Raw genomic sequence first — 23,872 nt, forward strand, 5'->3', positions numbered from 1 at the left:
GCCGGGGCTTGTGGAATACCACCATGGACTTACCCAGTAGTTACTCCCTAACAAGATTCATACAGAAAGATCTGACCGATTGATTCCCCCGGCGTGCTCCGCTGCTGGGAGTGGAGTTCGCCTATGACTGAAGTAGAAGTAAAGAAAGCGCAAGAGAGCCTGCAGGATCGCCTGGCTCAGGTGGTTGAACTGCTGCAGCGCCAGCGCGTCGTCGAAGACCTCACCCACCGCCAGGAGGGTGCTCATCACGACCTGGTCGAAAACCTCGTCCACCGCCAGAACCTCGTTGAGCTGCAGCGCAAGCTCGATGACCTGCACCCCGCCGACGTCGCCTACATCCTCGAAGCATTGCCCCTGGAAGACCGCCTGACGGTCTGGCAGCTGGTGCGCTCGGACCGCGACGGCGACATCCTGCTTGAAGTATCCGATTCGGTTCGCCAATCGCTGATCGCCGACATGGACGATCACGAGCTGCTCGCCGCTGCCAAGGAAATGGACGCCGACGAGCTGGCCGACCTGGCACCCGAGCTGCCGCGCGACGTCGTTCACGAGTTGATGGAAACCCTCGATGCCCAGCAACGCGAGCGCGTGCGTTCGGCGCTGAGCTACGACGAGGAGCAGGTCGGTGCGTTGATGGACTTCGAGATGGTCACCATCCGCGAAGACGTCAGCCTCGAAGTCGTATTGCGCTACCTGCGCCGCCTGAAAGAGCTGCCTAACCACACCGACAAACTGTTCGTGGTCGACTATGACGGCATTCTCAAGGGCGTGCTGCCCATCAAGCGCCTGCTGGTCAACGACCCGGACAAGAAGGTGGCAGAGGTCATGGCGACCGACCCTGTGTCCTTCCACCCCGAGGAAGATGCCTACGACGCGGCTCAAGCCTTCGAACGTTACGACCTGGTATCCGCCCCGGTGGTGGACAAGAGCGATCGCCTGATCGGCCGTCTGACCATTGACGAAATGGTCGACCTGATCCGTGAAGAGAGCGAGAGCGAAGTGCTGAACATGGCCGGCCTGCGCGAAGAAGAAGACATCTTCGCCTCGGTCTGGCGTTCGCTGCGCAACCGTTGGGCGTGGCTGGCCATCAACCTGATTACTGCATTCCTGGCTTCGCGGGTGATCGGCCTGTTCGAGGGGTCGATCGAGAAGCTGGTAGCACTGGCCGCCTTGATGCCGATCGTGGCGGGTATCGGTGGTAACTCCGGCAACCAGACCATCACCATGATCGTGCGCGCGATGGCGCTGGACCAAGTGTCGCCAGGCAATACCAGCCGCCTGATGCGTAAGGAGCTGGCGGTTTCGTTGCTCAACGGCTTGATCTGGGGTGGCGTGATCGGTGCGGTGGCGTTCTGGCTGTATGGCAGTTGGTCGTTGGGCCTGGTGATGACCGCGGCAATGACCTTGAACCTGCTGTTGGCAGCGTTGATGGGGGTGTTGATCCCGATGACCCTGACACGCCTGGGGCGCGATCCGGCGATGGGCTCCAGCGTGATGATCACGGCGGTGACCGACAGCGGCGGGTTCTTCATCTTCCTGGGCTTGGCGACGCTGTTCCTGCTCTAATTCGTGGAGGGGCCAGCCCATGGCCTGTAGGAGCAGCCTTGTGCTGCGAAGAGGCCCTGATAGCAGCCAACATTCATGGTGTTGTCACTGGCCTCTTCGCAGCGCAAGGCTGCTCCTACAGACGATTGCTAATGATGTGACGAACAATAAAAAAGCCAGCTTACGCTGGCTTTTTTGTGTTCGCTGGCAACCTTCAGGAAGCGTCGGCGGCCATTTCTACATCGTGAGCGATGAGGGCGACCAGAGCGTTCTGCTGGCGATGGGACAGTTGGCGGAAGCGTTGCAGCAACTCGCGCTCATGCAGGGACAGTTCAGGGCTGTCCAGGCGCATGCTCAGCTCGTCACCCAACGCGCCTTCCTGGATAAGGCTCTGTTCCAGGCGCGCGATGATCTCGGAGTTCATGCTGCGGTGATGGTTGCGCGCTACCTCGGCAATGCGCTCACGCATCCCATCTGGCAGGCGGACGACAAACTTGTCAGCGGTGCGGCTGGAGTAAATAGCCTGTTTCATTGGGCGCATATAAATTGACCGGATTTACTGGTTCAGGGGACGCGGTTCTCAAATTGGCCGCACGGGGTGGAAATACGACCGTGGCGACAACAAAATGTTCAACCCTCGTGGAAAATTGGATGCTCATCTTGCCTCATGGTCGCCGTTTCCTTGGCGTCAATTCTGTGACAAATAGTGAGCCCGGTAAAGGCTTTCTGCCAGTACCAATTATCAGAAATGAGCACTGGTTTGAAAAGTTTTACATGCTCCGACTTGTCCCGCCGTCAGTCTTCTGCCGTCAAAAACTGGTAAAACGCAGCAAAAGGCCAAGAAAACTCCTAGAATGCGCGGGTTTCCTTCCATAGAGCATAGTGGCTATGCAACATGACGCAAGCGCACGGCGATCAGCGACAGGCCGCCTGATATTTCTGATAGGACCGTCGGGTTCAGGGAAAGATTCCCTGATCAATGCCGCGCGCGCGCAACTCACTGCTGCCGGGGTGAAAATTGCTCGCCGCATCATCACACGCTCGGCCGAAGCCAAAGGCGAAGCAGCCCAAGGCGTCACTGCCCAACAGTTCGACGCGATGCGTGCGCAGGGTGCCTTTGCCATGCATTGGCAAGCCAATGGGCTGAGCTACGGGATCGCGCAGCACGTTGATCAATGGCTGGACGCGGGCAGTTCGGTGCTGGTGAACGGCTCTCGTGCCTATCTGGCTGAAGCGCGGCGGCGCTACCCAGATCTTCTGGCAGTGCTCATCGACGTGAAGCCTCAGGTATTGCGCCAGCGCTTGCTGGCCAGAGGCAGGGAAACCCCGGACGAGATCGAACAGCGGCTGGCGCGTAATGCGGGGCTGCAAGCCTTCGACGACCCTGCCGTGCATGTGCTGGACAATTCCACTACGCTCGACGCAGCGGTGACTGGGTTGTTCAAACTGCTTCATGATGAAGGCGTGATCCCGTACCTGACCTAACCAGCCACGGAACCGCAGAAAAGGATTACGTGAAAAAGGCCTGTTGCAGCATGACAAACGGCAGCATGCTGGTTAACATGCTGGCCGTCCAACCGTGCAGTGTTCACTGCCCGGTTCTAGCGTCTCAGTAGCTCAATTGGATAGAGCATCCCCCTCCTAAGGGGAAGGTTGCAGGTTCAATTCCTGCCTGGGACGCCATTCTTCAAAACGATCCCGCACCTTCATCGCCCTCCGACGCTTTTGTCGGCAGACGTGCGCGCGCTTTGCCTACAGCCCCCAGTGCTTCAATGCCCACAGCGCGCCCATGCCCACGCCCAGCGTCAACAGCGTGCTGCGCGTACGCCAGGCCACCAGGCCCGCCAGTATCGCGGCGGGAATTTGCGGGTTCATCCAGTCGAAGTCGGCGTGCCGGTCAGGGAACACCACGGCCGGCAGCACCAGTGCAGCCAGCACGCTGGCTGGCACATAGGCCAACGCGCGGCGAAACAGCGGCGGGATGCGCAGCACGGTGTAGAACTCGATGAACGACAACCGGACCGCGAAGGTACCCAGGCCGATCAGCAGGAAGGTAATCCATTGGCTCATTTCGCTCATCATGCGTCCTGCTCGATGTGTTCATCCGCCACGGGCTGTACGGGTTTTGTTTTCTGCAGGTTCTCGAGGGTCAAGCCGGCGATGATCCCACCCAATGCACCCGCCAACAGGCCCAGGTTATAAGGCAGGTCGACCGCCAGCACCGCGAGCACGCCACCGGTCAGCGCTGCGCCGAGCGTCGCCCGGTTACGGATGCTGGGGATCAGCAGCGCCAGGAACGACAAAGGGATGGCAAAACCCAGCGACCAGTCTTCGGGGATACCCGCGCCCAGGTACATGCCGGCCAGCACCGAAAGGTTCCAGCCAAACCACATGGTAATCGCCGTGCCAGCGTAGTAGTGAAACGCGAAGCGCCCGAGTTCGCCTGAAGACATCTTCAATGAGCACAGGGCAAAGGATTGGTCGGAAAGCAGGTAGGCCATCGGCCATTTATGGCGCCGTGGCAGGTGGCTCAGGTGCGGGGCGAGGCTGGCGCTGTACATCAGGAAGCGCAGGTTGATCACCAGCGCCGTGACCACCATCGTCACCGGCAGGGCGCCGCTTTGCATCAATTGCATCACCACCATCTGCGCGGAGCCTGAATAGAACAGCAGCGTCATGCCGATGGCATCGGCGGGCGACAGGCCCATGCCGATCGCCGTGACCCCGGTGATCAAACCAAAAGGTACGACCCCGGAGGTCAATGGCAGGACGCTGTGGGCGCCCTGTCTGAACGCTTGGGTCGCGCTGGGGTACGGCATTTGAATTCCTTGACGGTGTACGGGAGGGGGATGCTCGCTCCCAAGGTAATGCGCGTGAAAGTTGCCCGCAATGGCTGCGTGTTCAAGGTGTCGCCCCCTGCTAGAGGAAGGGGGCATTGCTCAGCGATGGATCAGCGCGGTCAGTCTATGTTGTTGGCCGCGGACCAATCGGCGTACCAGGTGCGGAACAACGCGTACTGCTGTTCGGCATAGCGGCGTTGGGCGTCGCTCAATGCATCGCTTTCGTTGAAGTGCAGGGCGTATTCCTGGTCGCCATTGAGCACCATCAGGTGCTTGTAGTACAGGACCAGGTCGCAGCCTTCATCGAACGACGACAGCACGGCCAGGGCCGCTTCCAGCTCGCCGGCCAGCCGGCGCGCTTTTGCATCGCCTTTGGTAGCGCGTTTGGCCAGCGCGACCAGGTGTAGCACTTCGCGCGGCAGGGCATTGCCGATGCCGGTGATGGCGCCGGTGGCATTGCAGTTGACGAAACCGTGCACCACCTGGGTATCGACGCCCACCATCAAGGTCACGTCGTCATCTTTGGAGGTGATGAATTCTGCGGCATAGCGCAGGTCGGCACCGCCGCCGAATTCCTTGAAGCCGATCAGGTTCGGGTGCTCGCGGCGCAGGTCGAAAAACAGGTCGGCGCGGGTCGCGAAACCATAGTATGGGCTGTTGTAGATCACCGCCGGCAGCTGAGGGGCAGCGTCGAGAATGGCCTTGAAGTGGGCCTTTTGGGCTACTGCCGAGGCGCCGCGGGACAGCACGCGAGGGATCACCATCAAGCCTTGGGCGCCGACTTTGGCCGCATGGGCGGCATGGGCCACGGCTTCGCGGGAATTGACCGCGCCGGTGCCAACGATGGTCGGGATGCCGGCGGCGACCAGGCGGGCCACGCCTTCCTGGCGCTCGGCCTCGGTCAGCAGCGGCCAGTCGCCCATGGAGCCGCAATACACCACGGCGCTCATGCCGGCGTCTATCAACTCGCGGCCTTTGCGTACCAGCGCGTCGAAGTCCGGTTTGCGGTCCGGGGTGCAAGGGGTCATCAGTGCGGGGATGGTGCCGGTGAAGATGTTGCTCATGGTCATTACCTCGAGAGTTGTCGTTCTTGTTGGTCTGTCAGCGCTTGGCAGTGCGCGCCACGGATTCTTCGTCCACCGCCCGCAGTGATTTGCCGCGTGTCTCCCTGGCACCGGCCACGGCAATGATCGAGATCACGGCGGAGGCCACCAGGTACCAGGCGATCGGTGTGGAGCTGTTGTATTCCTTGAGCAGGGTCACCGCGATCAGCGGGGCCAGCGAGCCGGCGAGGATTGGCGCGACCTGGTAGCACAGCGACAGGGCGGTGTAGCGCACATGGGTGGGGAACAGCTCGGCCATCAGGGCGGAGTAGGGCGCGTAGGTCATCGACTCGATGGCCAGCCCCAGGGTGATGGCGGCCATGATCAGCCAGTTGTTGCCGGTGTCCATCATCGGGAAGCCGATGAACCCCCAGAACGCGGTGAGCACGGCGCCGATCAAGTACACAGGCTTGCGCCCGATGATGTCCGAGAGGTAGCCCATGAACGGGATCATGAAGAAGTGCAGCAGGTGAGCGCCAAACATCAGCAGCAGGATCTGTGACGTGTCCTTGTGCACCACCAGTTTGAGGTAGGTGATGGAGAAGGTGACGACGATGTAGTACAGAATGTTTTCGGCAAACCGCGCACCAATGCCGATCAGCACCTCGCGCCAGTATTTGGTGACCACCTCGACTACGCCCAGCTGCTGGCTTTCCATCAACTGCTGGCGGGCCTGGGCTTCTTTGAAGATGGGCGCATCGTCGACCCGGGTACGGATCCAGTAGCCAATCAGCACGACCACCGCCGAGAACCAGAACGCAACGCGCCAGCCCCAGTCCAGGAACTGCGCTTCGGTCAGGTTGGTGGAGAGCAGCAGGAGGATGACCGTGGCAATCAGGTTGCCTGCTGGCACGCCGGCTTGCGGCCAGCTGGCCCAGAAGCCGCGGCGGTTATCCGGGCTGTGTTCGGACACCAGCAATACCGCGCCGCCCCATTCACCGCCAAAGGCAAAGCCCTGGATCAACCTCAGTACCACCAGCAAGATGGGGGCGGCGTAACCGATGCGTTCGAAGGTGGGCAAGCAGCCCATCAGGAAGGTGGTCACCCCGACGACGATCAGGCTGATCTGCAGCAGGTGCTTGCGGCCGACCTTGTCGCCGTAGTGGCCGAACACCAAGCCGCCGATGGGGCGAGCGAGAAAGCCCACGGCGTAAAGGGCGAAAGCCGCGATGATGCCGTCCATCGCACTGCCGGTCTGGCGGAAGAACAGCTGGCCGAACACCAAGGCCGATGCTGTGCCATAGAGAAAGAACTCGTACCACTCGGCAACAGCGCCCGCCATCGCGGCTGCCACCACACGTTTGATGCCCGCAGGCGCCTTGTCTGCTGTGTTCACGGCATTCACTGATGCCGCCGTTGAGGGTGTGGCCATCGTTTTGCACTCCGATACGTATTATTGGAAGAAGGAGTAGGCAGTTCGGCATCGATTGGGTGCCGTGCATTCCTTATATGGTATTTCGTATACGATATCTAGATAAGCAAAAACGAAGCCAAACAGGCCGGTCTCGGTATGGCGTGTAGGAGCAGCCTTGTGCTGCGAAGAGGCCGGTGCTGTCGGTGGAGATTTACGGGGCTATTACGGGCCTCTTCGCAGCACAAGGCTGCTCCTACAAAGGGCGCGCGGTGGGTGAGTGAGTTAGTTATGGGGCAGGTGATCGTAAAGGCTTTGGCACACACCATTGATGTGCGCTTCGATCAGCCGAGCGGCCAGCTCCACATCCCGCGCACGGCAGGCGGCGACGATATCGCGATGCTCGTGATCGGCCCGGTCCTTGCCCGCCGACAAACTCATCTGCATACGCAAATACCGTTCGACCTTGTCATGGATGGAGCGAATCAGGCCGATCAGGTAGGGGCGTTTCGCCGGCTCGTACAAACAAGCGTGCAACGCCCAGTTGAGGTCGGCCCAACGGCCGATGTCATCCTCGCCGATAAACTCTGCGCAGATGGCTTCGGCACGGGCAAAGTGTTCTTCGGTCATGTTGGGGATCGCCAGGCGGATCGCCTTCACTTCCAGCAGCACCCTTACCTCGAACATCTGCGCCAGTTCGGGTTCCGAGATGCGCGTGACCAGTGCGCCGCGGTTACGATGAAAGTCCACTAGGCCTTCCGCTTCAAGGCGTTTCAAGGCTTCACGCACAGGAATTTTGCTGACATTGAAGGCTTGCGCCACCTCGTCCTGGCGCACGGGTTCGCCTTCGGCGAGTTGGCCTGAAATGATCGCCTCGCGCAGGTGCTTGGCAATGATTTCGGACATCGAGGGGGTTGCCCCCAGGTTGGTGGCTTTGAACGACGGCAGCGGCACAGGATTTTCCAGCAGGCGGGCTTGGCGGATATGTTATACGAAATGCAGGGTTATCCAAACCAACCGCCTGCGTTGTTTCACGCTTAGCTGGCTGCCTGTTCCTCGTCACTCGCAGTGGCTTGCTGCTGGGTGAGTTGCTCCTCGACCTTCGCATGGAGCTTGCGCTCGATGTCTTCCTTCATACGCTGGGCGATCAGTTCGTCGACCTTCGCCCTCGCCTCAGGCGGCAAGGCGTTGTACTCCTCCTCGGTCAGGCCCATTTCGAGCAGCAGCTTTTCCTTGATCAACTCGCCAGGCGACTTGGCCATGAAATCGCGAAAGTCCTGCAAGGCGCTGCTGGTCGCCTCTATTTCAGCGCTGGCTTGCTGGCGCGCAGGGACCTCAGGGTTTTGCAGCGCTACCTTGAGTTTGGCAAAGGCTTCTTCGCGTGCATCCTCGGCGTTTTGCTGTGAGGTATTGCTTTGATTGTGCTGTTGCGCTGCGGCGTTGCCGGTAGCCACTGGCACGCGCAGTTGCGCGGCCTGGGCAACGGCCTGTTCATCAGGGACGCGCTGGGGTTGGTGAGCGGTGGGCTGCCAGCTGACGCCGTTGTGGGCGATTATCATGTTTCCTCCTTGGAAATCTCATTGGCAGGCATTACGCGCAAAAGCCATGCCAGCACTGAACAGGCGCAAAATAGGGCTTTGGGCCTATTCCGGTTACTTCCCGCTGGGCATATGCTTGCCCGTCAGAGGCATTGCCTTGCCGCATGCGGCAACCATCAATACTGTCGGCAGCCCCTTGAACGGAGCGCAGTTGCTGGGCATCAGGGAGAGCGTCCATGAGTCAGGAAACCATGCCGGCACCCGCCGGCTTCAGTGAGCAGCAGCTGCAGACCTTGTTCGAGTTGGTCAGTGACGGCATCTGGGACTGGAATGCCAACACCGGCTACGTCTACCGCAACCCAGGCTGGTACGCCATGCTCGGCTATGCCAGCCATTCCATGGCCAACTCGGTGCTCACCTGGGAAAGCGTGATTCACCCGGAGGACTACCCGCGGGTCATGGCGCATTTCGAGGCCTACATCAATCACCGCAACGAGCGCTACCTGATCGAGTACCGCTGCCGCTGCCAGGATGGCAGCTACCTGTGGATCGAAGACAGCGGCTACATCATCGCCCGCAACGACGACGGCTCGGTGGCCCGGATGCTTGGCGCCCACCGCAATATCGATGCCGGCAAGCGGCGGGTGGCCCAGCTTGAGCAGCAGAACCTGTCTCTGGAAACCCTGGTGGCCGAGCGCACCCGCGAGCTGTCCTGGGTCAACCAGCAATTGCAGCGTCAGCTGGATGAAAACCGCGAGCTGGCCGAGCGCGATGCGCTGACCCGCATCGCCAATCGGTACCGGCTGGAAAAGGTGTTGCAGCAAGAGTGCGAGCGCGCCCAGCGCTTCCGCCACCCCTTGTCGCTGATTGCCATGGACGTGGATGACTTCAAGCCGATCAACGACCACTACGGCCATGCCCGTGGCGATGCGGCGTTGGTGCAGGTGGCCGAAAACCTGCGCACCTGCCTGCGCGAGCATGACCTGCTGGCGCGCTGGGGCGGTGACGAGTTCGTCATCGTGCTGCCGCAGACGGCGCTGGACGATGCGCTTGAAGTGGCCGCACGGTTGCGTCAGGTGATGGAGCAGGTGGAGCCGGTTGGCGAGTGTCGCCTGACCATGAGCTATGGGGTGGTGCAGTGGCAGGAGGGTGAAGACCCGGATGATTTGCTGGCCCGCGCCGACAAGGCCCTGTATCGCGCCAAAGGCTTGGGCAAGAACGCGATAGCTGAATGAGCTGGCGATGGGTGAATTGGGGCCGCTGCGCGACCCATCGCAGCGGTTCGGCGCACCGACAAGCCAGCTCCTACAAAGATCACACCATTCCCAAGGTCTACGCTGTACCTGTAGGAGCTGGCTTGCCTGCGATGGGCTGCGAAGCGGCCCCTTTGGCTGAGCGAAAGAAAAAAGACCCGCAGCGCCTTGCGGCGCAGCGGGCCAAATCGGCCTCAGCCGCTTCAGTGTCAGATATGCAAGGCGTGGCCCAGTGCTCGCAACGCAGCTTCCTGTACCGCTTCACCCAGCGTCGGGTGGGCGTGGATGGTACCGGCGATGTCCTCAAGGCAAGCGCCCATTTCCAGCGATTGGGCAAACGCCGTGGACAGTTCCGAGACCGCCACGCCAACCGCCTGCCAACCCAAGATCAGGTGATTGTCGCGGCGCGCCACCACGCGAACGAAGCCGGCTTTCGACTCAAGGCTCATGGCCCGCCCATTGGCCGCGAACGGGAACTGCGCAACGATGCAGTCCAGGCCTTGTTGGCTGGCTTGCTCCGGCGTCTTGCCGACCACCACGATTTCCGGGTCGGTGAAGCACACCGCGGCGATCGCATTCGGCTCGAAGCGCCGTGCCTTGCCAGCGATGATCTCGGCGACCATCTCGCCCTGGGCCATGGCCCGGTGTGCGAGCATCGGTTCACCCGCCACGTCGCCGATGGCCCAGACATTGCGCATGCTGGTCTGGCAGCGTTCGTCGATGGCGATGGCGGCGCCGTTCATCTTCAGTTCCAGTGATTCAAGGTTGAAGCCTTGAGTACGCGGTCGCCGGCCCACAGCCACCAGCACCCGGTCGGCCTCCAGGCGCAGTGGCTGGCCCTGGCCGTCACGGGCCAGCAGGCAACCGTTTTCGTAACCCTCGACGCTATGGCCCAGGTGCACGGCGATACCCAGCTTCTTCAGCGCCTCGGCCACTGGGGCGGTTAGTTCGCTGTCGTAGGTTGGCAGGATGCGCTCGCGCGCTTCCACCACGCTCACCTGCGCGCCCAGCTTACGGTAGGCGATACCCAGCTCCAGGCCGATATAACCACCGCCCACCACAACCAGATGCTGCGGCAAGGCCTCGGGTGCCAGCGCTTCGGTCGAAGAAATGATCGGCCCGCCCAGCGGCAGCATCGGCAGTTCGACGCTGTTGGAACCTGTGGCCAGCAACAGGTGCTCGCACTGGATGCGTTGGCCGTCGACGTCGACATGCTTGCCGTCGAGGACCTTCGCCCAGCCATGGATCACCTTGACCCCGTGCTTCTTCAGCAAGGCAGCCACCCCGGTGGTCAGGCGGTCGACGATGCCGTCTTTCCAGGCCACGCTGCGGGTGATGTCCAGGCGCGGTGAGCTGACACTGATGCCCAGTGCCGATGGCTCGGTGTAGCGCGAGGTCTGGTGGAACTGCTCGGCGACATGAATCAACGCCTTGGACGGAATGCAGCCAACGTTGAGGCAAGTGCCGCCCAACGCCTGGCCTTCCACCAGCACGGTGGGAATACCCAATTGCCCGGCGCGGATGGCGGCTACATAGCCGCCAGGGCCGCCGCCGATGATCAGCAGGGTGGTTTCGATAGTCTGTTGCATGCTCACTCCACGAACAGGCAGGCGGGTTGCTCAAGCAGGCCACGCACGGCCTGGATGAACAGCGCAGCATCCATGCCGTCGACCACCCGGTGGTCGAACGAGCTGGACAGGTTCATCATCTTGCGTATGACGATCTGGCCGTCGATCACCATCGGCCGCTCGACCATGCGGTTGACGCCGACGATCGCCACTTCCGGGGTGTTGACCACCGGGGTACTGACGATGCCGCCCAACGCGCCGAGGCTGGTCAGGGTGATGGTCGAGCCGGACAGTTCCTCGCGGCTGGCCTTGTTGCTGCGCGCGGCGGTCGCCAAACGGCCGATCTCGCTGGCATTGCCCCACAGGCTGCCGGCTTCGGCATGGCGCAGTACCGGTACCATCAGGCCATTGTCGCCTTGGGTGGCGATGCCCACATGCACCGCGCCATGGCGGGTGATAATTTGCGCTTCGTCGTCATAGGTGGCGTTGATCTGCGGGAAGTCGCGCAGGGCCACGACCAACGCGCGGACCAAAAACGGCAGCAGGGTCAGCTTGCCGCGGCTGTCGCCGTGCTTCTGGTTGAGCTGCTGGCGCAGGGCTTCCAAGGCCGTGACGTCGATCTCTTCGACGTAGCTGAAATGCGCGACCCGGCGCTTGGCGTCCTGCATGCGCTGGGCGATTTTGCGGCGCAGGCCGATGACTTGCACCTGCTCGCTGTCGGTACGCTTGGCGTAGCCACTGGGCGCTTGCCCGGCGGCGGTCTGTGGCTTGCTCATGAACGCATCGAGGTCTTCGTGCAGGATGCGCCCGGCTGGGCCGCTGCCATGCACGTAGCGCAGCTCGATGCCGGTATCCAGTGCACGCTTACGCACAGCCGGGGAGGCCAGCGGCTTGTCGCCCGCCTGGCGCGGCACGATGGGCGCGGCTGTGGCGGTGGCTGCAGCCTGGCAGGCCGGCGCTGCGACTGCGGCACGCGCTGGCGGTGTGTTGGCTACTGGCGCGGCCACTGGCTCGGCGGGCTTGGCTTCAGCGGGCTTGCCCTGCGGCGCGTCGACATGGTTGCCGCTGCCTTCCACTTCGATGCGGATCAGCTCGCTGCCGACTGCCATCACTTCACCCGGCTGGCCACCCAGGGCCAATACCTTGCCGCTGACCGGCGAAGGGATTTCCACGGTCGCCTTGTCGGTCATGACATCGGCCACCACCTGGTCTTCGGCGATCACATCACCGACCTTGACGAACCACTCGACCAACTCGACTTGCGCGATGCCTTCGCCAATGTCCGGCATCTTGATGACGTGCGTGCCCATTCAGACCTCCATGACCCGTTTCAATGCCGCACCTACCCGCGAAGGCCCTGGGAAGTAAGCCCATTCCTGTGCGTGAGGGTAGGGGGTGTCCCAACCGGTGACGCGCTCGATCGGCGCTTCGAGGTGATGGAAGCAGTGCTCCTGGACCAGCGCCACCAGCTCGGCACCGAAACCGCAGGTACGGGTAGCCTCGTGCACCACCACGCAACGGCCGGTCTTTTTCACTGACTCGACGATGGTCTCCAGGTCCAGCGGCCACAGGCTGCGCAGGTCGATGACTTCGGCGTCGACGCCGGTTTCCTCGGCGGCCACTTGGGCCACATAGACCGTGGTGCCATACGTCAGCACGGTAACGTCGCTGCCGGGGCGGGTGATTGCCGCCTTGTCCAGCGGCACGGTGTAGTAGCCATCCGGTACGGCGCTGTGCGGGTGCTTGGACCACGGCGTCACAGGGCGGTCGTGGTGGCCGTCGAACGGGCCGTTGTAGAGGCGTTTTGGCTCAAGGAAGATGACCGGGTCGTCGCATTCGATCGAGGCGATCAGCAGGCCCTTGGCGTCATAGGGGTTGGACGGCATGACGGTGCGTAGCCCGCACACCTGGGTGAACATCGCTTCGGGGCTCTGGCTGTGCGTTTGGCCGCCATAGATGCCGCCACCGCAGGGCATGCGCAGGGTCAGCGGGGAGATGAACTCGCCGGCCGAGCGATAGCGCAGGCGGGCCATTTCCGACACGATCTGGTCGGAGGCCGGGTAGAAGTAGTCGGCAAACTGGATTTCCACCACCGGGCGCAGGCCGTAGGCGCCCATGCCCACGGCAGTGCCGACGATGCCGCTTTCCGAGATCGGGGCGTCGAACACGCGCGACTTGCCGTACTTGGTCTGCAAGCCTTCGGTGCAGCGGAACACGCCACCGAAGTAGCCGACGTCCTGGCCGTAGATCACGACATTGTCGTCACGCTCGAGCATGATATCCATGGCCGAGCGCAGGGCCTGGATCATGGTCATGGTAGTGGTGGCCATGGCGGTTTCCGGGTTGATGCTGTTGTTATGGTCGTTCATCTCAAACCCCCAGTTCCTGGCGTTGACGGCGCAGGTGTTCGGGCATTTCCTTGTACACGTCCTCGAACATCGAGGCCGCGCTCGGGATATGGCCGTTGGCCAGGGTGCCGTACTGTTCAGCTTCCTTCTGCGCGGCGATGACCGCAGCCTCGAACTCGGCGGTGACCGCCTGGTGTTCTTCTTCGGACCAATGACCGATCTTGATCAGGTGCTGCTTCAGGCGGGCGATCGGGTCGCCCAGCGGGAAGTGGCTCCAGTCATCGGCAGGGCGGTACTTGGACGGGTCGTCGGAGGTGGAGTGCGGGCCGGCACGGTAGGTGACCCATTCGATCAGGCACGGGCCCAGGCCACGGCGGGCGCGTTCGGCGGCCCAGCGCGAGGCGGCGTACACAGCGACGAAGTCGTTGCCGTCGACGCGCAGGGAGGCGATACCGCAGCCCACGCCACGGCCGGCGAAGGTGGTCGATTCACCGCCAGCAATGGCTTGGAAGGTGGAGATCGCCCACTGGTTGTTGACCACGTTGAGGATCACCGGCGCGCGGTACACGTGGGCAAAGGTCAGGGCGGTGTGGAAGTCCGACTCGGCGGTGGCGCCATCGCCGATCCAGGCTGAGGCGATCTTGGTATCGCCCTTGATCGCCGAGGCCATGGCCCAGCCGACCGCCTGCACGAATTGGGTCGCCAGGTTGCCGCTGATGGTGAAGAAGCCGGCCTCGCGTACCGAATACATGATCGGCAGCTGGCGCCCTTTGAGCGGGTCGCGCTCGTTGGACAGCAACTGGCAGATCATCTCCACCAGCGACACGTCGCGGGCCATCAGGATGCTCTGCTGGCGGTAGGTGGGGAAGCACATGTCGGTGCGGTTCAGGGCCAGGGCCTGGGCGCTGCCGATGGCTTCCTCGCCCAGGCTCTGCATGTAGAAGGACATCTTTTTCTGGCGCTGGGCAACCACCATGCGGCTGTCGAAGATGCGCGTCTTGAGCATGGCGCGCATGCCTTGGCGCAGCACCTGCGGGTCGATGTCTTCGGCCCATGGGCCGAGGGCGTCACCGTGCGCGTCCAACACGCGGATCAGGCTGTTGGACAGCTCTGCGGTGTCGGCAGCGTCGACGTCGATGGACGGTTTGCGGACAACACCTGCATCGTTCAGACGCAGGTAGGAAAAATCGGTCTGGCAGCCTGGCCGGCCGGTGGGCTCGGGCACATGCAAACGCAGGGGGGCGTACTCGTTCATGCTTTTTACGCTCGCTCGAATGTTGTTTTTGTGAGCTCTGAAGCGGCCGCCGCTGAGTACCGGCTTGTGACTGGTAAGTCAGCGTCACCTACATCTTAGTGGCACGGCAGGAGAATTTTTCTCTCAAGTTGGTTGCCTTTGCTGACGGGCGCAGATAAACATTCCGCATAAACACAAAAAACCGGTGAATTTGTCTCATGCGCAAACTCGATCGTACCGATATCGGTATTCTCAACAGCCTTCAGGAAAACGCCCGCATCACCAACGCGGAGCTGGCGCGCTCGGTGAACCTGTCGCCCACCCCCTGTTTTAATCGGGTCAAGGCCATGGAAGAGCTGGGGGTGATCCGCCAGCAGGTGACCTTGTTGTCGCCGGAGGCGTTGGGGCTGGACGTGAATGTGTTCATCCATGTGAGCCTGGAAAAACAGGTCGAGCAGTCGCTGCACCGCTTTGAGGAAGAGATCGCCGAGCGCCCCGAGGTGATGGAGTGCTACCTGATGACGGGCGACCCGGATTACCTGCTGCGGGTGCTGCTGCCCAGTATTCAAGCGCTGGAGCGGTTTCTCGATTACCTGACGCGGTTGCCGGGCGTGGCGAATATCCGGTCGAGTTTTGCCTTGAAGCAGGTGCGCTATAAAACGGCGCTGCCTTTGCCCGCGAATGGGATGACCCTGCGCGAATAAGGGAAGCGGAGTTACACACACCTGTAGGAGCAGCCTTGTGCTGCGAAGAGGCCGGTAATGACTGCAAAGATGTGCAGCGCGATCACCGGCCTCTTCGCAGCACAAGGCTGCTCCTACAGAATGGGGGCCATCCAGAATCAGGTGCTTGATATTTTAAACACCCCCAGCCTATGTTGTTGCCAGCCTATAACAACAAGGACAAGCGTCATGACCACCCCAAGCCCGAGCACCCTCGCCGAGCACCTCCAGGGCATCGATGAAATCGAATGCGTCACCCCCGACCTCAACGGAGTGCCGCGCGGCAAGGTGATGACCGCCGAGGGCTTCCTCGAAGGCCGGCGCCTGCAGATGGCGCGCGGTGTACTGCTGCAATGCATCATGGGGGGTTACCCGCCGGCAAGGTTCTACGGCAGTGATGATGGCGACCTGGCGCTGGTGGCCGAGCCCGCTCACATTCACCGCCTGCCCTGGAGCGAAGACGGCCGGGCCTTGGCGATCTGCGATGCCAACGAACTGGATGGCAGGTCTTCGGCGTTGTCCACCCGCGGTCAGCTCAAGGCGGTCATCGCCCGCTATGCGGCGTTGGGCCTGGCACCGGTGGTGGCGACAGAGCTCGAGTTCTTCGTCTTCGCCCCCAACACCGACCCGCTGCAGCCGTTCTTGCCGCCACTGGGCAAGGATGGCCGCCGGGAGCTGGGCCATTCGGCGTTCAGTGTCAGCTCCAACAATGGCCTGCGGCCGTTCTTCAATGAGGTCTACCGCTGCATGGCGGCGCTTGGCCTGCCGCGTGACACCTTCATGCACGAGATGGGCATCAGCCAGTTCGAGATCAACCTCTTGCACGGTGACCCGCTGCTGCTGGCCGACCAGACGTTCCTGTTCAAACACCTGCTCAAGGAAGTGGCGCTCAAGCATGGGCTGACCGTGGTGTGCATGGCCAAGCCATTGGCGCATACGCCGGGCAGTTCCATGCACATCCACCAGAGCCTGGTGGACATCGATAGCGGCCGAAATGTGTTCAGCGATGACCAGGGGCAGCCGACCGAGACCTTCTACCACTTCATCGGCGGCCAGCAGGCGTGCATGGCTGATTTCACTGCGCTGTTCGCGCCCAACGTCAATTCGTATCAGCGGCTTTGTCACCCCTACGCCTCGCCCAACAATGCCTGTTGGTCTGAGGACAACCGTGCCGCAGGGCTGCGCATCCCGGCCAGTGCGCCGGTGGCCCGGCGCGTGGAAAACCGCCTGCCGGGCGCCGACGCCAACCCCTACCTGGCCATCGCCGCCAGCCTGGCTGCCGGGCTGCATGGCATCGAGCAACGCCTGCAGCCGACCCCGGCGATTCAGGGTGAGTTCGCTGTGCCAGAGCACCTGAGCCTGCCATGCACGCTGCACGCGGCACTCGAACGACTGAAGCGCAGTGCACTGGCGCGGGAACTGTTCGGGGCTGAGTTCATCGAAGGCTACGTCGCCACCAAGACCCTGGAACTGAGCGATTTCTTTGACGAGATCACACCCTGGGAGCGGCGTGTGCTGGCGGCACAGGCCTGATCGCGACACAACCACTACTGGACGCGTCCCCCGTTGGCTATTTCGCCGGCAGGGGACTGCGCCGCGGCAAAATTGCTTTTATGCTAGCCAGCAAGCCAACGCCACCTGACCAGGGAGCCCGACGGGACGTATGCGAAACATCTGGAAGCCGTTTCAGTCGCTGTATTTCGCTGCCTTGATGATGCTTATCGGCTCGGGCTTGCTCAGTACCTACTTGGCACTGCGCCTGGCAGCCGATCATGTCGACAGCTTGTGGGTCGGTGCGTTGATGGCCGCCAACTATTTTGGCCTGGCGGTGGGCGGCAAGGTCGGTCACCGTCTGATCGGCCGGGTAGGGCACATCCGCGCCTATGCGACTTGCGCCGGCATCGTCTGTGCGGCGGTGCTTGGCCATGGCATGACCAACTGGCTACCGGCCTGGGTCGGGCTGCGGATGGTGGTCGGCTTGGGGATGATGTGCCAGTACATGGTCATCGAGAGCTGGCTTAACGAACAAGCCGACGCCAAGCACCGGGGTGCAGTGTTCAGTGGCTACATGATCGCCTCCTACCTCGGGTTGGTACTCGGCCAACTGATCCTGGTGGTGCACCCTGAACTCGGCCCTGAGCTGCTGATGCTGGTCGCCATGTGCTTTGCCCTGTGCCTGGTGCCGGTGGCAATGACCCGGCGCATCCACCCGGCGCCTTTGCGGCCGGCGCCGATGGAGCCGAAATTCTTCATCAAGCGCGTGCCGCAGTCACTCAGTACGGTGCTGGGCTCGGGCTTGATCGTCGGTTCGTTCTACGGCCTGGCGCCGCTGTACGCCTCCAGCCAGGGGTTGAGCACCGAGCAGATCGGTCTGTTCATGGGTAGCTGCATCTTTGCCGGGCTGGTGGTGCAGTGGCCATTGGGCTGGCTGTCTGACCGCTACGACCGCGCGGTGCTGATCCGCAGTGCCGCGGTGGGGCTGGCGCTGGCCTCTGCGCCCTTGGCGATCTTGCCCAGCGTGCCGCTGGAGCTGCTGTTCGGCATCGGCTTTGTCATCTCGTTGCTGCAGTTTTGCCTGTATCCGTTGGCGGTGGCGTTTTCCAATGACCATGTGGAAAGCGAACGCCGCGTCTCGCTGACGGCCATGCTACTGGTCACCTATGGTGTCGGCGCCTGTATCGGGCCGCTGGCTGCTGGGGTGCTGATGAAGGTATTGGGCGCGCAGATGCTCTATGCCTTCTTCGTGTTCTTCGCGCTGGTGCTGGTGTGGCGCATTCGGCCGAAAGCGGTCACCGGGCTGCACCAGGTGCAGGACGCTCCATTGGGCCACGTGGCGATGCCAGCGGCTGGTTCGCCGTTGTCGGCGGCGCTCGACCCGCGGGTCGATGAGCAGACCGTGCAGGATGTGATGCAGACGCCGGTGGCGGCCGAGGATACCGAAGAAGAGCAGGCGGCGAGTGAGCGTGGGGTCAAGCCTGAGGTCGAGGTCGACAGGTCGGTGTGATGCGCTGTGGCCCACCGATGAAGGGGCGCTGCTCGCTTCATCGGTGGGCCGCGCGGCAGTCATGCAACCTTGATGTTGCGCAGGTGGAATCTCAGTATTTCCCCCGCTTTGTTGCCGGCGTGCAGGAACCAGTGACGTAGGGGCGGCTTATTCCGCGTATACCTTGCTTCAACTTGCGCCACTCTGTGGCCCTTTTCGTCGCGCAGGTAGAACTCGACATGCTCAGCGCTCTCCAGATCGCCATCCCATGCGTCGAGCAATTCCATTTTCCACATGTCCTGCAAGGCGGGCAGCCGGGCCAGCAGGCTGGGTGGGAAGATGCAGTTGGCAAGATCATCCCCCCACGCATACCCATACATGCCCAGCCAGCCGTTTGAGTTCTGCTCGAGCCGGCCGCTGAGAAACGTCGGGCCAGTCGCGCTGTTGATCCTGTAATAGAGACGGTTGTTCGTTGCGTTGACAAACGTGAAGGTGAATTCAATCGGCTTGAAGCTGGCGGTGAAGCCTCGCTTGTCATCGGTGCACAACCAGCCGTCCTGGTCGGCGGAAAACAACGGATGGGCCCATCGAGGCGTATCGACCACCCCGACCTGGCCGTATTGGCAATGCAACGCGGCTGTGAATGTTGAGCGAATCATAGTGTCCGGCTCCTGAAGGCGCCTGAAGTCGGCGCGGCGCAAGCCACACTATGCAGTCGGTCAAATAACGGTAACGGGGAATCCCTTCTGGCTACAGCGATGGGGCCGCGTAGCAGCCCATTCGGCCTTCGCTGAAAGCCAGGCAGGCGGATCAGTAATCGTCTTTATCGAACCGACGCGCTTCGCGCTGCAGCTGATAGACGAAACTCTCGATCTTGCGCTGCGCCTGGCCGCTGAGGTTATGGAAGCGCACACCCGCGAAGGTGGTGTTGATACGCTCCTCGAAGTGCAGGTGGCGCAGTTCGACCATGGTGTCGACCAGGCCCAGCGGGTTGCCAGCCTTGAAGCGCTCGTACACCTGACCCAGTTGCAGGCGATCCTCGACGTTGCCGTCGAAACGCAATTTGCAGCCGGTAGCCGAGATGTCCAGCAGCTTGCCGCGCAGGGCGCCGTTGCCTTTGAGGTGGGTGCCGTCGAGGATGATGTCGACCAGTTGCGACAGCTTCAGCGCAGCCCGGAATGCACTGCGGCGCTGGTGGTAGGTCATTTCTTCAGGCATCGCGCCGCGGTAGCAGCGGTGGCCATCGACTTCACTGATGGTGAGCGGGGCATTGCATTCCCAGGCGATGCGCACGCCATCGTGGAAGCCCTCGACGCGGAACGGTTCGCCGTTCTCGATGAATTTTTCCCCGTCGCGGGGGATCATCTCGTCCAGTGCCAGGGTATTGCTGTCGCGATCGACATGCACCACGTAGCTCTGGAAGCGCTGGCTGCGATCAGGGAAGGTGATGATCAGGGGGTCATGGCTTTCCTGCAGCTGTCGCAGGTTGGCCGCGATCTCCAAAGGCGTACTGAGCACCTTTGGCGGCTGCGGGGCATCGGCTTCATTGAACACGGCTAATCACTCTCCAGGCAAAAACGACACACGCAAGTAACGGCATTTTGCCAGTATGTGACGTGGCTTGATAGAAGTATCACACTTGGCTGAGGGCGCGCGGCTTGGCCAGCAGCGAGGTACTGCCGCGGCTGTCGTAGAGCGACGGAGAATCGCCACCCATGAGGATTCTGACCTGATTGTTGGTGATGTGTTGCTGCACCTGGATGATCCGGCCGTTGGTCTCGTTGACCTGCTGGCAGGTGTCCATCAGCTGCGAGAGCATGTCCAGCCGTTGCAGCATCGCGTCGCCATGCTGTGACTGCGCGGCCACAGCCTGCACACCGGCGCGGTCGGCGCTGAGGCCGAGGCTGGTGAGCAAGTGGCTGCGCCGCTGCCCATGCTGCTCGAGCAAGATGATCAATGACTGCTTGCGGGCCAGGATCTGTTCCAGCAACGCCATGTCGCGGCCATGCAGGGCAATCGCTTCTTTTTGAAGAAGGTCGAGCAGTTCCTGCATCGGGGCGATGTCATCTTCGATCAGTTGCAGCAAGGTGGTGTCGTGCATGGCTAACTCTTGGCTTTAGTAAGCGTCCGTGAAGTCAGCGCGCCGAACGGTCAGCGCTGGGCTTCAAAATCGAGCAGTTTGCTGGCAACCCGGCCGGCATCGACCTGGTAGCTGCCATCGGCGATGGCCTGTTTCAACTGGGCCACGCGGGCGCTGTTGACGACGGGCTGGTCGCGCAGCGTATCGCTGACCTTCTGCAACTGCTGTGCCTCTTGGCTGAGGTGTACTGCCTCTCCGCTGGCGCTGGTGCCTTTTGGCGCTTCCGGGCTGGCAGCGGCCTTTTCGGCGCTGCCGGCCGCAGCATTGCCGCGAACGCCGCCCGTAACGGACGGAGAGTTATTCAAACGACTGAAGTCGATGACCATGATCAGAAACCCCTGGGTATTTGGACGCTTGCCTTGTTTTCGGCCAACCCGAAAGAAACTTTAGGCCCAATTGCGTAGCCGCCTGTCAGCAAGCCCGCGAACCCGTTTTCTGACACAGTTTAGGAAAAGCGGTTCCACACCGCCAGTACAATGCCGCTACATCGTCACCTCGACCTGGCCGGGGCCGGTCACCCTGGCCTTGATCACCCGTTTGGAATTCAGGTTGCGCACCCGGATCTGTTCGCTCAGGCCGCCCTTGCTTAACGCTTCGCCGGGCATGCGCACGCTCAGGCTGCCGCTGCGAGCGATGATCACCACCTGGTCGCCCTTGCGCACCACCTCCGCTTGCTCAAGGTGCTGCGGGGTAAGGACTTGGTCGATGACTGTGGGGCGCAGCATCTTCATGCCCACCGCCTGGTCCAGCTCGCTGAGAAAACCTTGGCCGAGGGTGCCGACATCGCGCTCGCGCAACGCCACGTCGCCGTCGCCTACCACGTTGTCACGCTTGAGCGGGCGGGTAACCACCACCACGTCGCGGAACAGCCGCACCGTTGCCGGCACGAACACGGTCCACGGCGCGGCACTGTCGCAGCGGACCCGCACCGTGACCCGGCCCAGTGGCTGCGCGGGGCTTTCCAGCGACGCGTCCAGCGGCTGGCTGCACAGCGGCATGCGCAAGCGCGGGTCAAGGGTGCTGACCTGGATCTCGTAACGGCCGGCGGTCTGGGTGCTGGCCAGATAATCTTCTACGGTGAATTCAAGAAACCCTTGGGTGACACCGATAAGCTGTTCAGGCAAGGTAAAAGCGTCCGCCAGCGTGCGAACGCCGGGCGCCAGCAGGCACAGCGTGGCCAGCGAGCCAGTCAGCAGGTGCGTCAATCGTCGGAAAAATGTCGTTTTCGTGTACATGGCGCTCAAAAAAGCAAAGCCCGTGCCGACTCGGTACCTGAATTGCAACGAAAGGCTGAAACGTTAAGGAGTCTGGCATGGCGGGTGTTATGGATTCGGTCAACCAGCGCACTCAGCTGGTGGGGCAGAATCGCCTGGAATTGTTGCTGTTTCGCCTCAATGGCGGTCAGCTCTACGGCATCAACGTGTTCAAGGTCAGAGAGGTGCTGCAGTGCCCGGCGCTGACCTTGCTGCCCAAGTCACACCCGGTGGTGCGCGGCGTGGCCAACATTCGTGGGGCGACCATCCCGATCCTCGACCTGTCGATGGCCACCGGGTTGGCGCCGCTGCAGGAAGACACGCGCAACAGTTTTGTGATCATCACCGAATACAACACCAAGACCCAGGGCTTCCTGGTGCACTCGGTCGAGCGCATCGTCAACATGAACTGGGAAGAAATCCACCCGCCACCCAAGGGCACCGGCCGCGACCATTACCTGACCGCTGTCACCCGTGTGGATAACCGCATGGTCGAGATTATCGACGTGGAGAAGGTGTTGGCCGAAGTGGCGCCGTCGTCCGAACAGGTGTCTGCGGGGGTGGTCGATGCCGAGGTGCAGGACAAGGCCGTACTGCTGCGGGTGCTGACCGTCGACGATTCGTCGGTGGCGCGCAAGCAGGTCAGCCGCTGCCTGCAAACCGTCGGTGTCGAGGTGGTGGCGCTCAACGACGGCCGCCAGGCGCTCAATTACCTGCGCCAGCTGGTGGAGGAGGGCAAGCGGCCGGAAGAAGAGTTCCTGATGATGATCTCGGACATTGAAATGCCAGAAATGGACGGCTATACGCTCACCGCAGAGATCCGCAGCGATCCGCGCATGCAAAAATTGCACATCGTCCTGCATACTTCGCTCTCCGGGGTATTCAACCAGGCGATGGTCAAGAAAGTCGGCGCCGATGATTTCCTGGCCAAGTTCAAGCCGGACGACCTGGCCCAGCGCGTGGTCGACCGGATCAAGGCAACGCATTGAAGCAGCCGGGAGCCCGCTCCCGGCACCAGCGATTGAAAAGAGGCGGCAAGAGTGTCTACGGGTAATTTGGATTTCGAACAGTTCCGGGTCTTCCTGGAGAAAGCCTGTGGCATCCTGCTGGGCGAGAATAAGCAGTACCTGGTCTCCAGCCGTCTCAACAAGCTGATGGAGCAACAGGGCATCAAGAGCCTGGGCGAGCTGGTGCAGCGCATCCAGGCCCAGCCGCGCAGCGGTTTGCGCGAACAGGTGGTCGACGCGATGACGACCAACGAAACCCTGTGGTTCCGCGATAGCTACCCCTTTGAGGTACTGAAGAACAAGGTTATCCCCGAGTTCATCAAGAACAACCCAGGCCAGCGCCTGCGCATGTGGTCGGCGGCGTGCTCGTCGGGGCAGGAGCCTTACTCGATCTCGATGGCCATCGACGAGTTCGAGCGCAGCAACCTGGGCCAATTGAAGATGGGCGCGCAGATTGTCGCCACCGACCTGTCCGGGACCATGCTGAACAACTGCAAGACCGGTGAATACGACAGCCTGGCCATCGCCCGCGGCCTGTCGCAAGAGCGCCTGCAGCGCTACTTCGACCCCAAAGGGCCGGGGCGCTGGGCGGTCAAGCCGGCCATTCGCAGCCGCGTCGAGTTCCGCTCGTTCAACCTGCTCGACAGCTACGCGAGCCTGGGCAAGTTCGACATCGTGTTCTGCCGCAACGTGCTGATCTACTTTTCGGCCCAGGTGAAGAAGGACATCTTGCTGCGCATCCACAGCACGCTCAAGCCTGGTGGGTACCTGTTCCTCGGCGCCTCGGAGGCGCTGAACGGGTTGCCGGACCATTACCAGATGGTGCAGTGCAGCCCAGGGATCATCTACCAGGCCAAGTAAAGCCAAACGCGATTCCTGTAGGAGCAGCCTTGCGCTGCGAAGAGGCCGGTGTAGGAGCAGCCTTGTGCTGCGAAGAGGCCGGTGCAAGTGCAGTAAATCTACTGTGGCTTCACCGGCCTCTTCGCA

24 protein-coding genes and 1 tRNA gene are annotated in these 23,872 nt (G+C 62.0%); 9 read left to right on the plus strand and 16 right to left on the minus strand.

The features are described from left to right. Nucleotides 1–123 precede the first annotated feature (123 nt). Nucleotides 124–1,566 carry a magnesium transporter gene (mgtE, locus tag OO306_RS18785; protein ID WP_027593075.1) on the plus strand — a complete coding sequence of 481 codons (1,443 nt, stop codon included), beginning with the start codon at nucleotides 124–126 and terminating at the stop codon, nucleotides 1,564–1,566. Nucleotides 1,567–1,759: 193 nt separating this feature from the next. On the opposite strand, the gene OO306_RS18790 is transcribed toward mgtE, so the two are convergent. Next, nucleotides 1,760–2,086, minus strand: coding sequence for an Arc family DNA-binding protein (locus OO306_RS18790; RefSeq protein WP_003254499.1), 327 nt, complete (start codon nucleotides 2,084–2,086; stop codon nucleotides 1,760–1,762). Between the two features lie 347 nt (nucleotides 2,087–2,433). Here OO306_RS18790 and phnN point away from each other — a divergent pair, with 347 nt between their 5' ends. Together phnN and OO306_RS18800 are read left to right on the plus strand one after the other, a co-directional pair. Further along, entirely contained in the window at nucleotides 2,434–3,030 is a 597-nt protein-coding gene (phnN, locus tag OO306_RS18795) for a phosphonate metabolism protein/1,5-bisphosphokinase (PRPP-forming) PhnN (RefSeq protein WP_265969582.1), read from the plus strand. Nucleotides 3,031–3,151: 121 nt separating this feature from the next. Further along, a tRNA-Arg gene (locus OO306_RS18800) sits at nucleotides 3,152–3,228 on the plus strand. A 69-nt stretch (nucleotides 3,229–3,297) separates the two neighbouring features. Here OO306_RS18800 and OO306_RS18805 read toward each other — a convergent pair. The 6 genes from OO306_RS18805 to OO306_RS18830 form a co-directional block, all read right to left on the minus strand. Then, nucleotides 3,298–3,624: an AzlD domain-containing protein gene (locus tag OO306_RS18805; protein WP_099430121.1), complete on the minus strand. Its 327-nt coding sequence runs from the start codon at nucleotides 3,622–3,624 to the stop codon at nucleotides 3,298–3,300. Further along, nucleotides 3,624–4,364, minus strand: coding sequence for an AzlC family ABC transporter permease (locus OO306_RS18810; protein WP_265969583.1), 741 nt, complete (start codon nucleotides 4,362–4,364; stop codon nucleotides 3,624–3,626). Before OO306_RS18810 ends, OO306_RS18805 begins: the two co-directional genes overlap by 1 nt. Before the next feature lie 140 nt (nucleotides 4,365–4,504). Then, nucleotides 4,505–5,455: a dihydrodipicolinate synthase family protein gene (locus OO306_RS18815; RefSeq protein WP_265969584.1), complete on the minus strand. Its 951-nt coding sequence runs from the start codon at nucleotides 5,453–5,455 to the stop codon at nucleotides 4,505–4,507. 31 nt (nucleotides 5,456–5,486) lie between these two features. Next, nucleotides 5,487–6,860, minus strand: a complete 1,374-nt coding sequence (gene abaF, locus OO306_RS18820) for a fosfomycin efflux MFS transporter AbaF (RefSeq protein WP_099430119.1) — start codon at nucleotides 6,858–6,860, stop codon at nucleotides 5,487–5,489. 264 nt (nucleotides 6,861–7,124) lie between these two features. Next, entirely contained in the window at nucleotides 7,125–7,745 is a 621-nt protein-coding gene (locus OO306_RS18825; protein WP_097151317.1) for a GntR family transcriptional regulator, read from the minus strand. Between the two features lie 131 nt (nucleotides 7,746–7,876). Continuing rightward, a complete protein-coding gene (locus tag OO306_RS18830) occupies nucleotides 7,877–8,398 on the minus strand; it encodes a hypothetical protein (protein WP_265969585.1) in 522 nt (173 codons plus the stop codon). A 215-nt stretch (nucleotides 8,399–8,613) separates the two neighbouring features. Here OO306_RS18830 and OO306_RS18835 point away from each other — a divergent pair, with 215 nt between their 5' ends. Continuing rightward, nucleotides 8,614–9,612, plus strand: a complete 999-nt coding sequence (locus OO306_RS18835) for a sensor domain-containing diguanylate cyclase (protein ID WP_265969586.1) — start codon at nucleotides 8,614–8,616, stop codon at nucleotides 9,610–9,612. Between the two features lie 227 nt (nucleotides 9,613–9,839). Here the strand turns inward: OO306_RS18835 and lpdA are convergent, their stop codons facing one another. The 4 genes from lpdA to OO306_RS18855 are packed head-to-tail and all read right to left on the minus strand — an operon-like array spanning nucleotide 9,840 to nucleotide 14,801. Beyond that, nucleotides 9,840–11,219, minus strand: coding sequence for a dihydrolipoyl dehydrogenase (lpdA, locus tag OO306_RS18840; RefSeq protein WP_252825307.1), 1,380 nt, complete (start codon nucleotides 11,217–11,219; stop codon nucleotides 9,840–9,842). Nucleotides 11,220–11,221: 2 nt separating this feature from the next. After that, nucleotides 11,222–12,508, minus strand: a complete 1,287-nt coding sequence (locus OO306_RS18845; protein WP_265969587.1) for a dihydrolipoamide acetyltransferase family protein — start codon at nucleotides 12,506–12,508, stop codon at nucleotides 11,222–11,224. Then, nucleotides 12,509–13,567 (minus strand): alpha-ketoacid dehydrogenase subunit beta, encoded by a 1,059-nt coding sequence (locus OO306_RS18850; protein WP_027593065.1) that lies wholly within the window; start codon nucleotides 13,565–13,567, stop codon nucleotides 12,509–12,511. A 1-nt stretch (nucleotide 13,568) separates the two neighbouring features. Further along, nucleotides 13,569–14,801 carry a 3-methyl-2-oxobutanoate dehydrogenase (2-methylpropanoyl-transferring) subunit alpha gene (locus OO306_RS18855; protein WP_027593064.1) on the minus strand — a complete coding sequence of 411 codons (1,233 nt, stop codon included), beginning with the start codon at nucleotides 14,799–14,801 and terminating at the stop codon, nucleotides 13,569–13,571. Nucleotides 14,802–14,998: 197 nt separating this feature from the next. Between OO306_RS18855 and bkdR the strand changes: the two genes are divergently transcribed. The 3 genes from bkdR (at nucleotide 14,999) to OO306_RS18870 (ending at nucleotide 18,506) form a co-directional block, all read left to right on the plus strand. After that, nucleotides 14,999–15,484, plus strand: a complete 486-nt coding sequence (gene bkdR / locus OO306_RS18860) for a Bkd operon transcriptional regulator BkdR (RefSeq protein WP_027593063.1) — start codon at nucleotides 14,999–15,001, stop codon at nucleotides 15,482–15,484. A gap of 309 nt (nucleotides 15,485–15,793) precedes the next feature. Beyond that, a complete protein-coding gene (locus tag OO306_RS18865) occupies nucleotides 15,794–17,035 on the plus strand; it encodes a glutamine synthetase family protein (RefSeq protein WP_265969592.1) in 1,242 nt (413 codons plus the stop codon). Nucleotides 17,036–17,165: 130 nt separating this feature from the next. Further along, entirely contained in the window at nucleotides 17,166–18,506 is a 1,341-nt protein-coding gene (locus tag OO306_RS18870) for an MFS transporter (protein ID WP_027593061.1), read from the plus strand. A gap of 59 nt (nucleotides 18,507–18,565) precedes the next feature. Here the strand turns inward: OO306_RS18870 and OO306_RS18875 are convergent, their stop codons facing one another. The 5 genes from OO306_RS18875 to flgA all read right to left on the minus strand — a co-directional run bounded on the left by OO306_RS18875 (nucleotide 18,566) and on the right by flgA (nucleotide 21,860). Then, nucleotides 18,566–19,144, minus strand: a complete 579-nt coding sequence (locus OO306_RS18875) for a hypothetical protein (protein WP_265969588.1) — start codon at nucleotides 19,142–19,144, stop codon at nucleotides 18,566–18,568. Between the two features lie 151 nt (nucleotides 19,145–19,295). Next, a complete protein-coding gene (locus tag OO306_RS18880; RefSeq protein ID WP_265969589.1) occupies nucleotides 19,296–20,039 on the minus strand; it encodes a flagellar brake protein in 744 nt (247 codons plus the stop codon). Between the two features lie 79 nt (nucleotides 20,040–20,118). Beyond that, nucleotides 20,119–20,586, minus strand: a complete 468-nt coding sequence (locus tag OO306_RS18885; protein WP_099428626.1) for a flagella synthesis protein FlgN — start codon at nucleotides 20,584–20,586, stop codon at nucleotides 20,119–20,121. A 50-nt stretch (nucleotides 20,587–20,636) separates the two neighbouring features. Next, entirely contained in the window at nucleotides 20,637–20,951 is a 315-nt protein-coding gene (gene flgM / locus OO306_RS18890; RefSeq protein WP_265969590.1) for a flagellar biosynthesis anti-sigma factor FlgM, read from the minus strand. 156 nt (nucleotides 20,952–21,107) lie between these two features. Continuing rightward, the gene (gene flgA / locus OO306_RS18895) at nucleotides 21,108–21,860 is read right to left on the minus strand and encodes a flagellar basal body P-ring formation chaperone FlgA (RefSeq protein ID WP_265969591.1); all 753 of its coding nucleotides are present in this window, start codon (nucleotides 21,858–21,860) and stop codon (nucleotides 21,108–21,110) included. Between the two features lie 77 nt (nucleotides 21,861–21,937). Here flgA and OO306_RS18900 point away from each other — a divergent pair, with 77 nt between their 5' ends. Next, nucleotides 21,938–22,867, plus strand: coding sequence for a chemotaxis protein CheV (locus OO306_RS18900; RefSeq protein WP_099428629.1), 930 nt, complete (start codon nucleotides 21,938–21,940; stop codon nucleotides 22,865–22,867). 51 nt (nucleotides 22,868–22,918) lie between these two features. After that, complete coding sequence (gene cheR / locus OO306_RS18905; RefSeq protein ID WP_027593054.1) at nucleotides 22,919–23,746, plus strand: protein-glutamate O-methyltransferase CheR; 828 nt, start codon at nucleotides 22,919–22,921, stop codon at nucleotides 23,744–23,746. Nucleotides 23,747–23,872: the final 126 nt, after the last annotated feature.

It is taken from the genome of Pseudomonas sp. DCB_AW (assembly GCF_026240895.1).
Taxonomy (GTDB): Bacteria; Pseudomonadota; Gammaproteobacteria; order Pseudomonadales; family Pseudomonadaceae; genus Aquipseudomonas; species Aquipseudomonas kermanshahensis.